The 11,979-nt window shown below is 63.6% G+C and carries 9 protein-coding genes; 6 read left to right on the top strand and 3 right to left on the bottom strand.

The annotated features are described in order from the left end of the window. A partial coding sequence (locus tag BLP99_RS25810; protein WP_143007984.1) for a retention module-containing protein occupies positions 1–1,671 on the bottom strand: 1,671 nt, incomplete at its 3' end. Positions 1,672–2,121: 450 nt separating this feature from the next. Here BLP99_RS25810 and BLP99_RS25805 point away from each other — a divergent pair. The 3 genes from BLP99_RS25805 to BLP99_RS25795 all read left to right on the top strand — a co-directional run bounded on the left by BLP99_RS25805 (position 2,122) and on the right by BLP99_RS25795 (position 7,105). Next, on the top strand, positions 2,122–3,480 hold the full coding sequence (locus tag BLP99_RS25805; protein ID WP_053154814.1) for a TolC family outer membrane protein: 1,359 nt from the start codon (positions 2,122–2,124) through the stop codon (positions 3,478–3,480). Between the two features lie 19 nt (positions 3,481–3,499). Then, positions 3,500–5,659 carry a type I secretion system permease/ATPase gene (locus tag BLP99_RS25800; protein ID WP_072399190.1) on the top strand — a complete coding sequence of 720 codons (2,160 nt, stop codon included), beginning with the start codon at positions 3,500–3,502 and terminating at the stop codon, positions 5,657–5,659. Positions 5,660–5,740: 81 nt separating this feature from the next. Then, the gene (locus BLP99_RS25795) at positions 5,741–7,105 is read left to right on the top strand and encodes an HlyD family type I secretion periplasmic adaptor subunit (RefSeq protein WP_072432316.1); all 1,365 of its coding nucleotides are present in this window, start codon (positions 5,741–5,743) and stop codon (positions 7,103–7,105) included. Positions 7,106–7,180: 75 nt separating this feature from the next. On the opposite strand, the gene BLP99_RS25790 is transcribed toward BLP99_RS25795, so the two are convergent. Then, the gene (locus BLP99_RS25790; RefSeq protein ID WP_072432317.1) at positions 7,181–7,777 is read right to left on the bottom strand and encodes a tRNA-uridine aminocarboxypropyltransferase; all 597 of its coding nucleotides are present in this window, start codon (positions 7,775–7,777) and stop codon (positions 7,181–7,183) included. Positions 7,778–7,784: 7 nt separating this feature from the next. Further along, complete coding sequence (locus tag BLP99_RS25785) at positions 7,785–8,678, bottom strand: LysR family transcriptional regulator (protein WP_072399184.1); 894 nt, start codon at positions 8,676–8,678, stop codon at positions 7,785–7,787. Between the two features lie 192 nt (positions 8,679–8,870). On the opposite strand from BLP99_RS25785, the gene speB reads away from it, so the two are divergent. The 3 genes from speB to BLP99_RS25770 are packed head-to-tail and all read left to right on the top strand — an operon-like array spanning position 8,871 to position 11,862. Beyond that, a complete protein-coding gene (speB, locus tag BLP99_RS25780; protein ID WP_072399182.1) occupies positions 8,871–9,821 on the top strand; it encodes an agmatinase in 951 nt (316 codons plus the stop codon). A gap of 7 nt (positions 9,822–9,828) precedes the next feature. Continuing rightward, a complete protein-coding gene (locus tag BLP99_RS25775) occupies positions 9,829–10,254 on the top strand; it encodes a YybH family protein (protein ID WP_092182151.1) in 426 nt (141 codons plus the stop codon). Positions 10,255–10,305: 51 nt separating this feature from the next. Then, positions 10,306–11,862, top strand: coding sequence for a purine-cytosine permease family protein (locus BLP99_RS25770; protein ID WP_256327898.1), 1,557 nt, complete (start codon positions 10,306–10,308; stop codon positions 11,860–11,862). Positions 11,863–11,979: the final 117 nt, after the last annotated feature.

The following is an 11,979-nucleotide window of genomic DNA, read 5'->3' as shown; positions in this document are numbered from 1 at the left end:
GGTAACCACCACGGCAAACTGCTCGCTCAGGCTGTTGGCGCCGCTGGCATTCGGGTGGGCCTCGTTATCCAGCAGGGTGTAGCTGTAGCTGACCACGCCGGTGACGGCGTTGAAGCCGGTGATGGTCAGGGTGTTGCCCAGCGCCGTGGTAATCGATTGAGGGAAACCGGCCGCCACGCCACCGCTGACCACGGTGATGCCGCCGACGCTCAGGTTCTGCACACCGTCCAGCGCTGTCACGGTGAACGTGCCGCTCTGGGTCAGGGCCGGTGCATCCGGGCTGGTGCCATCGGCCAGGTGTTGTTCCCGGACGGTCAGCTCGCCGCCTTCAGTGTCCAGCCCCTGGATGATCACCGGATCGTCGTTGTTATGGACCTGCAGCACCAGGTTGGCGGTGCTGGTGTCGCCGTCGGCATCGGTCAGGGTGTAGGTGAAGGTTTCCGTGCCGCTGCCGCCGCCGTGCAACGCGACGAACTGCGGATCGCTGGTGTTCAACGTATAGGTGTACGACCCGTCGGCGTTGAGCACCAGGGTGCCGTAGGTACCGGTGAACGTGCCGCCAATGATCGGCCCGCTGTCGGGGCCGGTGGGGATACGATCGGCCCCCTGATGGTCGTTGGGCAAGACGTTGCCGGTGAGGGTGACCAACGATTCCGACGCTGTGCTGGCGTGGCTGTCGTCGATCGCCTGGGGCACATCGTCGGTGATATTGACGTCCAGGGTGCCGTTCGCGCTGTCACCGTCGTTGTCCACGGCCACGACCGGGAACTGTTCAGTGAGGGTATTGGGGCCGGCACCGGCAGGATGGGTTTCGTTGTCCGTGAGGGTGTAGCTGTAGCTGACGACACCGGTGGCGGGGTTGTAGCCCGTGATGGTCAGGGTGTTGCCCAGTGCCGTGGTGATCGATTGAGGAAAACCTGCCGGTACGCCGCCAGCGATGACGCTGATGCCCCCGATGCTCAGGCTGCTCAACCCGTCGGGGGCGTTGATGGTGAAGGTACCGCTTTGCACCAGCGCCGTCGGGTTGCTGGCCGAACCGTCGGACAGGCTGGCCTCGTCTGCCGTCAGCTCGCCGCCCTCCACGGTCAGCCCGTCGAGGGTCACCGGGTTATCAGACGTCTCGGGGGTCACTGGCGGTACGGTTCCATCGTCACCGTCATCCGCATCCCCCGCCAGGCGCAGCAGAGGAAATTCGGGAATCCCGTTGAATCCCGCCGTAGGGAATCCGATGCTCGGGTCAACCGCCCCGCCCACCTCTTCCAGCAGCACAAAACTGTGCCCGCCCCCAAGGCCGCCCGGGGCATTGCCAGCACCGGGGCCGGCAGCCGTGGCTTCGCCGGTCTGGGTCGGGTCGGCACCGGCGGCGATGGCTTGTTGCAGCTTCTGCACATCGGTCAGTTGCGCATCACTCGGTGCCGCGGCCTCAGGCGTCTCGACGCCAGGCGCCTGCCGGGCCAGCAACTGCGAGGTCAGTGTCAGGTCGCTTTCACGTCCGAGGGTCAACTCCTGGCCATTGGCAAGCTGCACGGCCACGGCCCCCTCGGCTCCGGTCACCAGATGCTCACCGGCATACAGTCGATCTCCCTCCACCAGCGGGCGTCGCAGGCCCCCGGTCGCTTGCGCGAAAACCTGCCCGATTACCTTGCTGACGGTACCGATGAGCGCTGCCATGTGCATTCCTCCGTTGCCAACCCGCGGTCGGCATGTCTGGGTGAAGAAGCGATGCCTGATGAGCCCCCGGAAAATCTGGAAAATCTGCCAGGTTTCACAGGATCCGAAGGGCTAGCTCTTTGCCACAATGACAAAAAACCGTCGCAAAACATCACCCTTCATTCTGCTCTTTCGACCACTTCCCCACGTCGTTCAAAAATTTCCATGGAACTTTTATTGACGCCTAAAAGCCGTCAGAACCCGCATTTTAAAAGGCTTTCGCTTTGAACAATGTGCCGCTTTTTTCCAAGCACATAAGTTTTTTTCGGAATAAGCGCTATGAGAAATTCTTCTTAGGTTTCTCGCAGGATGTTCTTAGCTGTGTTGTTACAAGGTTGAAACGGTTTTGATCTTAAATACGTCAAGATTTTGGCGACACAGAAGCACAACAGACCTCAGGAGATGCACCCCATGCGCGTTCTATCCCCCCTCTGCAGCGCGGTTTTGCTGGCCATGGCCTGCTCTTCTCACGCCCAGGCCATGTCATTGACCGAAGCGATCCAGAGCACTATCGCGACCCATCCGGAACTGGCCCAACGAGTGGACAGCCGTCTGTCGGCCAATGAAGACGTCAAGGTCGCCAGGGGGGGCTTTTTCCCGTCGGTGGATTTGAATGCCGGCTACGGCCGGGGCTACAGCGACAACCCCAGCACTCGGGGACAAGGCGACCACCACACCAATGTCCTGACTTACACACAGTCGGAGTTGCGCCTGCGGCAGATGCTCTTTGACGGTTTCAACACCACCAACGAAGTGGAACGCACCAAAGGCGTGGTCAACTCCCGCGCCTATTACGCCCAGGGCACCGCCCAGGATCTGGCCCTGCGCACCATCGAGGTCTATCTGGAAGTGCTCAAGCGCCGCGAACTGGTGACCCTGGCCAAGAACAACCTGCAAGCCCACCTGCGAGTCAACGACCAGATCGGCCTGCGCACCGAGCGCGGGGTGGGCAGCACCGCCGATTCCGACCAGTCCAATGCCCGCCGCGCCCTGGCGGAAAACAACTACGACACCGCCCAGGTAGACCTGGCCGACGCCGAGGCGAACTTCTACAGCGTGGTCGGACGCATGCCCGACGAGCTGGAAACGCCCCCCTCGACCCGGGGCGAGATCCCCGCAGACCTGCGCCAGGCCCAGCAAAGCATGGTGGAGAACAACCCGTACCTGAAATCGGCCCAGGCCGACATACAGTCCGCCCAGAGCCAGTACGAGTCGGCCAAGTCGCCGTTCTACCCACGTTTCGACGCCGAAGCGGCGGTGGGTGCCAATAACAACATCGGTGGCGAAGAAGGCCATGACAACAACTGGCGGGTCGGCGTGGTGATGAACTACAACCTGTTCCGCGGCGGTAGCGACAAGGCACGCCTGGCCTCCAACTCCCATCAGATCAACCAGGCCATGGACATCCGCAACAACGCCCTGCGCCAGCTCAACGAAGACACGCGCCTGGCCTGGAACGCGATGAACAATGCCCGCAAGCAGACCCCCACCGCCCGGGAATACGCCGACACCACCGCCCGCGTACGCGCCGCGTACCAGGACCAGTTCGGGCTGGGCCAGCGGACCCTGCTCGACCTGCTCGACAGCGAGAACGAGCTGTACAACGCCAATCGCCGCTACACCGAAGTCCGGTACACCGAGGAGTACTCGATGTACCGCGTGCTGGCGAACATGGGCGTGCTGTTGAGCAAGCAGCGGGTGGTACTGCCCGCCGACGCCGTCGCCCAGACCGAGGTCAAGAACGAAGCGCGACTGCCTGAACTGAAGTAGCCCCGGGGGAACGATCACCATGACCAGCATGGCACCCGCAACACCCAGCGCCGATCCGCGCCTGAATGTCGATGACCCATTGCTGGATGGTCTGCTGATCCTTTGCAAACTCCATGGCGCGGCAGTCAGTCGCGCCAGCCTCAGCGCCGGGCTTCCAATGGCGCACCAACGGCTGAGCCCGGACCTGCTGCCACGCGCGGCGGCCCGGGCCGGTTTGCAGGCGCGGGTGCTGCGCCGCAAGCTGGCCGAGATTTCCCCCCTCAACCTGCCGGTGATGCTGATCCTGGCCGGTGGCCGTTGTGCGGTGCTGCGGCGTTGGCGCGAAGATGGCCAGGCGCTGATCCTGCCCAGCGAAGCCGATGGCGGCGAACAATGGGTCAGTGGCGAGGAACTGGCCCTCGATTACAGTGGCCAGGCCCTATTCGCGCGGCCGCGACATGAACTCGAGGATTTGCGCGCGCCACTGGTGCCGAGGGTCGAGGCCTGGTTTCGCGACACCCTCAAGTTGTCCCGCTGGCTGTACAGCGACGCGATCCTGGCGAGCCTGCTCATCAACCTGCTGGGGCTGATGGTGCCGCTGTTCGTCATGCAGACCTACGATCGCGTGGTGCCGAACCAGGCGACCTCCACATTATGGGTGCTGGCCGTAGGGTTGTTGATCGGCACTGGCTTCGAACTGGTGCTGCGGGTCGTGCGCGCCCACCTGCTGGACGCCGCCGGCAAGAAGACCGACGTGATTCTTTCCGCCACCCTGTTCGAACGCATCACCGGCATGGCGATGAAGGCCCGGCCGGTGACCATCGGCGGATTCGCCCAGAGCATCCACGACTTCCAGGGCCTGCGGGAATTTCTCACGGCCGTCACCTTGACCAGCCTGATCGACCTGCCCTTCGCCTTGCTGATGCTGGTGGTGATCGGCCTGCTGGGTGGATGGCTGGTGGTGATTCCGGTGGTGGCCTTTCCGATCACCATCGTCTTCGCGATGATCATCCAGGCGCGCCTGAGCGATACCGTACAGAAAAGCCTGGCCCTGGGCGCGCAGCGCCAGGCCTTGTTGATCGAAACCCTCGGCGGTTTGGAAACCCTCAAGGCCTGCAGCGCCGAAAGCGAGCGCCAGCATCAATGGGAAAGCACCCATGGCGCCCTCACCCGCCTGGACAGCCATGCGCGCAACCTCTCGGCCCTGGCCACCAACGGCACCCTGTTCCTGCAACAGCTGGCCGGCATGACCACCATCGTCGCCGGGGTCTACAGCATCATTGCCGGCAACCTCAGCGTCGGCGCGCTGGTGGCGACCTACATGCTGGGCAGCCGGGTGCTGGCGCCACTGGGACAGATCGCCGGGTTGATCACCCGCTACCAGCAGGCCCGGCTCACCATGCGCAGCACCGACGCCTTGATGGCCTTGCCCCAGGAGCGCGAAGCCGGGCAGCGACCGCTGGACCGCACCCAATTGCAGGGCGCGCTGGACGTCAACGGCGTGACGTTCCACTACAACGGTCAGGACACCCCGGCGCTGGCACACGTGAGTTTCAGCCTCAAGCCCGGTGAGCGGGTCGCAATCATCGGGCGCAGCGGCTCGGGCAAAAGCACCCTGGCACGCCTGGTGATGGGGTTCTATGCGCCCCAGGAGGGCCAGCTGTTGCTCGATGGCCTGGACCTGCGGCAGCTGGATGTCGCCGACCTGCGCCAACAGATCGGCTATGTCGCCCATGACCTGCCGTTGCTGGCCGGCAGCCTGCGGGACAACCTCACCCTCGGCGCCCGCTATGTCAGCGACGCGCGCATGCTGGAAGTGGCGGAACTGACCGGTGTCACCGAACTGGCCCGCCAGCATCCCCAAGGCTTCGACCGGCCGGTGGGCGAACGTGGCCAGTTGCTGTCCGGTGGCCAACGCCAAGCCGTGCTGCTGGCCCGGGCCTTGTTGCTCGACCCGCCGATCCTGCTGCTGGACGAACCCACCAGCGCCATGGACAACAGCAGCGAAGACGTCCTGCGGCAGAAGCTTCACACCCATGTACAGGGCAAGACGGTGCTGCTGGTCACTCACCGCACTTCGATGCTGAGCCTGGTGGACCGGTTGGTGGTCTTGGACAACGGACGGATCGTGGCGGATGGGCCGAAGGACGCAGTCATCGATGCCTTGCGCAAGGGACGGGTAGGCTCTGCGGCGGTTTAAGCGCAATACCGCTCCCACACAAGCTCGCTCTCACGGGTTCTTGGTTCGGCTTTATTTTCTCTCACTGACGGGTATCGCCCCATGTCTGCTCAAACACCGGATTCAGCCGCCCGAAGCTACTTCGGCAGTTTCAGCAAAAGCGCCGAAAGCGAGTTCATGTCGGAAACCGCAGGCGCCGCGCTGCAGGACTCGCCCCGCCGTTTGCGCATTACCGTGTGGCTGGCCGCCGGGCTGATCGTCGCCGCGCTGGTGTGGGCCAGGCTTGCGGTCCTGCAGGAAGTCACGACCGGTGAAGGCAAGGCGATTCCATCGAGCAAGGTGCAAGTGATCCAGAACCTGGAGGGCGGTATCGTCAGCGAGATCTTCGTGCGCGAAGGCCAGATGGTGAACAAGGGCGATACCCTGCTGCGCCTGGACGACACGCGTTATCTGTCGAACAAGGGCGAAAGCGAGGCCGACCGGTATGCCTTGATGGCCCAGGTCGAGCGCCTGTCGGCGGAGGCCGAGGGCCGGCCGCTGCAGATGTCCGCCGAGGTGACTGGCAAGGCCCCGCAAGTGGCCGAGGATGAGCGCTCCCTGCACGAACAACGCCAGCGGCGCCTGGCCAGTGAACAACGGACCCTGACCGAACAACTGCGCCAGAAGACCCAGGAGCTGGCGGAGTTCCGCTCCAAGCAGAGCCAGTTCAGCTCAGCCCTGAGCCTGCTGCAGGAGGAAATGAACATGTCCGCGCCGCTGGTGCGCACCGGGGCGGTTTCACCGGTGGAAATCCTGCGGCTCAAGCGCAGCGCGGTGGAGATCCGCGGCTCGCTCAACGCCACCACCCTGGCGATTCCCCGGGCGGAATCGGCGATCAACGAGATCAAGAGCAAGATCGACGAATCGGAACAGACCTTCCGTTCCGAGGCGGCCAAGGAGCTCAACGAAAAACGCACCGAGCTGTCGAAAATCACCGCGTCGAGCATCGCCATCGACGACCGCGTGACCCGAACCACCGTGGTCTCGCCGGTGCATGGGGTGATCAAGCAACTCAAGGTGAACACCATCGGCGGCGTGGTGCAGCCGGGTAGCGACATGGTGGAAATCGTGCCTCTGGAGGACAACCTGCTGATCGAAGCCAAGGTCCGCCCGCAGGACGTGGCCTTCCTGCACCCTGGGCAGAAAGCCATGGTCAAGTTCAGCGCCTACGACTACACGATCTACGGCGGGCTGAGCGCCAGGCTCGAACTGATCGGTGCCGACACCATCACCGACGACAAGGGCAACAGCTTCTACCTGATCCAGGTGCGTACCGACAAAAACCACTTGGGCGGGGATGCCAAGCCGCTGCTGATCATTCCGGGAATGGTGGCGACGGTGGATATCATTACCGGCGAGAAAAGTGTTCTGGATTACTTGCTCAAGCCGGTGCTGAAGGCCAGGACTGAGGCGATGCGGGAGCGGTAGTTTCTGGCTGGGATTTCATCGACAGGGCTACCGCTATCGCGAGCCTGCTCGCGATGAGGCCAGTAAAAACCGCCACTATTTTCGGACATGGTTACGCTGGAAAACCTCCTCCCCCATCGCCGCAATCTGCCCCTCGATCAACGCCTCGAACGGCCTGAGCAACGGCTCGAAACTGTTCGGTGCTTCAAGCACCTGCAACGCCTGGACAATCGCCTCCACCGTCGACAACGCTCCCGGCCCCGGCGCCTTGCGCAGGCGATAACGGGACACGCCGCCTTCGGCCAGGGTCACCCTCGGCAGCGCCGCCAGCAACGGATTGAGGTGCAGCAACTTGCGCGCCTTGCGCCAGGTGCCATCCGGGACGACCAGCAGGATCGGCTCATCGGACGGGGTGCAGGTCTGCAACGGTAGCGCCTCGTCGCCAGGAAACAACAGCCGCGCCTGATAACCCGGTTGATTGAGCAGCCGTGGCAAATCCTCGAACACCTCACCCACCATCAGCTCGGCATTGGTCAGCCCCAGCGCCGCCAGCCGCGCGGTGTTCAGGGCGTGGTTCACTTCGCTGGGATGCTGCAACAACAACACCCGGGTACGGCTGTCGAGACTGGGGATCAACGGGCACAGGCAATGGCTCTGCGGCCGCTGGCACCGTGGGCAATGGATTCTGGGCATCGGCACCTCAGGCCTGGTTCAACTGCGCCTTGAGCAGGTCGCGGAATGTCTGGATCAGCGGCTCGCGACTGCGGCCACGGCGCATGATCATCGAAAACGGTGCCTGGTAGCCGAACGTGGCCGGCAACAGCACCCGCAGGTCACCCTTGTCGACCCAGGCCTGGGCATAGTGTTCGGGCAGGTAACCGATGTAGGCGCCGGACAGCACCAGGATCAGTTGCGCCTCCATGCTTTCCACCGTCGCCGCACTGTGCTTGAAGCCGTGGCGGGCCAGTTCGGCCTGGCTCCAGTAACCACGCCCCACCATGCGCTGCTGGGTGATGAGTTGTTCGGGAATGCGCCGCTCGCTGAACAGCGGGTGACGGCTGCTGCAGTACAACCAGTGTTGTTCGCGGTACAGCGGCATGTAGACCAGCCCGCTCATGCGCGTGGAAAACGCACCGATGGCCAGGTCCAGGCGATTGTCCTGGACCCCGAGTTGCAGCTCGTAGGGACTCATGACCGACAGATGCAGGTGCACCGCCGGGTGTTCCTGGCTGTAGGCACCGATGGCTTCGGCGAACGGCAGGGCCTTGTCACTGACGGTTGAGTCGATCACCCCCAGGTTCAGCGTGCCGCGCAACTCGCCTTTCAGCGCGGCGGCATATTGCTCGAAACCTTCGAGCTCACCCAGCAGGCGCAGGGTTTCCTGATGGAACAGCTCCCCCTTGCTGGTCAGGCTGAACCCACCCCGGCCACGGTGACAGAGCACCAGGCCCAGGGCCGATTCGAGCTGGCTCATGTAGGTGCTGATGGCCGATGTGGACAAGTTGAGTTCATGCTGTGCGTTGGCGAACCCCTGGTGCCGGACCACGCTGACAAAAATGCGCAGCAGTTTCAGGTCGGGTAAAGCGTTGGCCATCGGATGTCTCCATACAGGCGGGTCACTGCAAACTTCGTGGCGAGGGGATTGCGCTGGGCGAGAGTCTATCGCCCTGCCCCGCATTAGTTTAGAAAAATCTGAACTAAGTATTTGCCACCAGCGATTTTTCCCCACGCACGCTTTTCGCAGAATCGGCCCCCGATAACTAAAACAAACGATGAGGCCCTAGCCGTGGACAAGATTCTTCACCAACCACTGGGCGGCAACGAAATGCCGCGCTTCGGCGGCATCGCTACCATGATGCGACTGCCCCACGTGCCCACCGCCGCCGGCCTGGACGCTGCTTTCGTCGGTGTACCGCTGGACATCGGCACCTCCCTGCGCGCCGGTACCCGTTTCGGGCCCCGGGAGATCCGCGCCGAATCCGTGATGATCCGCCCCTACAACATGGCCACCGGCGCCGCGCCGTTCGATTCGCTGTCGGTGGCCGATATCGGCGACGTGGCGATCAACACGTTCAATCTGCTGGATGCCGTGCGAATCATCGAGCAGTCCTATCACAAGATCCTCGAACACAACGTCATTCCCCTGACCCTGGGCGGCGACCACACCATCACCCTGCCGATCCTGCGGGCCATCCACAAGAAACACGGCAAGGTCGGCCTGGTCCATATCGATGCCCATGCCGATGTGAACGACCACATGTTCGGCGAGAAAATCGCCCACGGCACCACCTTCCGCCGCGCAGTGGAAGAAGGCCTGCTGGATTGCGACCGCGTGGTACAGATCGGCCTGCGGGCCCAGGGCTATACCGCCGACGATTTCAACTGGAGCCGTCGCCAGGGTTTCCGGGTGGTCCAGGCCGAAGAGTGCTGGCACCATTCCCTGGCACCGCTGATGGCCGAGGTCCGCGAAAAAGTCGGCGGCGGCCCGGTGTACCTGAGCTTCGACATCGATGGCATCGACCCGGCCTGGGCGCCGGGTACCGGTACTCCGGAAATCGGTGGCCTGACCACCATCCAGGCGATCGAGATCGTGCGCGGTTGCCAGGGCCTCGACCTGGTGGGTTGTGACCTGGTGGAGGTCTCGCCGCCCTACGACACCACCGGCAACACCTCGCTGTTGGGCGCCAACCTGCTGTACGAGATGCTCTGCGTACTGCCTGGCGTGGCTCATCGCTGAGGTTGCCATGAACGAACGGGAGCAAGTGCTCGAGGCCGCCGCGCAGCTGGTGGCGGCCTTCGCCCGCAATGACCGCGACGCTTACTTCGGCGCCTTCACAGCCGATGCGAGCTTCGTGTTCCACACCCTCGAACAGCCCCTGCTGTCGCGCGATGCCTACCAGGCATTGTGGGATCGCTGGCGGTCCGAGGATGGCTTCGAGGTGCTCTCATGCACCTCGAGCAACGCCTTCGTCAGCCTGCAAGGAGACGTGGCGGTGTTTATCCATGACGTGGCCACCGAGCTGCGCATGCAAGGGGAGCGACACTTTAGCCAGGAACGCGAAACCATCCTGTTCCGCCGACAGGACGGACACGTACAAGAACAACAGGGCCTATGGCTGGCCTGTCACGAACATTTATCCGCCATGCCGGAAGGGCTGCCACCCCCTTAGCCAAACAGGCAGCGCTCACATCCGATGAGCGCGCCTCGATGATCGGAGCAGATCATGAATAACAATAACGATAAAAGCCTTACGCAAATCGAAACCTACGGGGTCGAGCAGATCCCGGACCATGAACGCACCGCCGGTCCGGGGGATCTGTTTCGACTGATCTTCGGCGGCGCCAATACCTTCGCCACCGCTGTGCTCGGCAGCTTCCCGGTGTTGTTCGGACTTTCGTTCCAGGCCGGGGTCTGGGCCATCGTGCTGGGGGTGTTGCTGGGCGCGATCATCCTCGCACCGATGGGCCTGTTCGGCCCGCTCAACGGCACCAACAACGCCGTTTCCTCCGGCGCACATTTTGGCGTGCACGGGCGGATCGTCGGTTCGTTCCTGTCGTTGCTGACGGCCATTGCGTTTTTCTCGCTGTCGGTATGGAGCTCGGGGGATGCGTTGATCGGCGGCGCCAAGCGCCTGGTGGGCGTACCGGAAACCGACCTGAGCCTGGGACTGGCCTACGGCCTCTTCGCCCTGCTGGTGTTGACAGTGTGCATCTACGGCTTCCGCTTCATGCTGTGGGTCAACCGCATCGCGGTATGGGCGGCCAGCCTGCTGTTCCTGCTGGGCATCGTCGCCTTCGCCCCAACCTTCGACAGCCAGTACGCCGGCACGGTTGCCCTTGGCCAAGCGGGCTTCTGGGCGGCGTTCATCGGCGCGGCGCTGGTGGCCATGAGCAACCCGATCTCCTTCGGCGCGTTCCTGGGCGACTGGTCGCGCTACATTCCCCGCAATACGCCCAAGCGCCGCATCATGTTGGCAGTGATCGCCGCGCAGCTTGCCACGCTGATCCCGTTCCTGTTCGGCCTCGCCACCGCCACCATCGTGGCGGTCAAGGCGCCGGACTACATCGCGTCCAACAACTACGTGGGCGGCCTGCTGGCGGTGTCGCCGGGCTGGTTCTTCCTGCCGGTGTGCCTGATCGCGGTGATCGGCGGCATGTCCACCGGCACGACATCCCTGTATGGCACCGGGCTGGACATGTCCAGCGTGTTTCCGCGGGTGCTGTCGCGGGTCAAGGCGACGCTGCTGATCGGTGTGCTGTCGATTGCCTTCATCTTCATCGGACGCTTCGCTGCGAACCTGGTGCAGAGCGTGTCCACCTTCGCCGTGCTGATCATCACCTGCACCACCCCATGGATGGTGATCATGATCATCGGCCTGGTGGTGCGCCGCGGCTTCTACTGCCCGGATGACCTGCAAGTGTTCACCCGGGGCGAAACCGGCGGACGCTACTGGTTCACCCATGGCTGGAACTGGCGCGGCCTGGGCGCATGGATTCCCAGCGCACTGGTGGGGTTGTGCTTCGTCAACCTGCCTGGACAGTTCGTCGGGCCACTGGGCGAGCTGGCCGGTGGTATCGACATCAGCCTGCCGGTGACCCTCGGCCTGGCCTCGGTGGTGTACCTGGCGTTGCTGGGACTGTTTCCGGAACCGGCGGCGGTGTATGGGCCGGATGATCCGCGTGGCAAGGGTTTGGAGCCCGACACCGCGGAGTCGGGCCCCGAACCTGTGGCGAGGGGATTCGTACCGGCTGGAGCGCGAAGCGGTCCCACCCCCTGATACCTCGGTGTACCAGACAGATCGAATCGACTGTTCCGGGAGGGCTGCTTCGCAGCCCAGCGGGGCGGTGCGACGTTTCGCTAAACCTCCTCGCTCCCAGGGCATGACTCATCCCGA

The organism is Pseudomonas sp. NFACC32-1 (assembly GCF_900101215.1).
GTDB lineage: Bacteria > Pseudomonadota > Gammaproteobacteria > Pseudomonadales > Pseudomonadaceae > Aquipseudomonas.
Note: the sequence above shows the minus strand (reverse complement) of the source record. Positions and strands in the feature narration are given on the sequence as shown.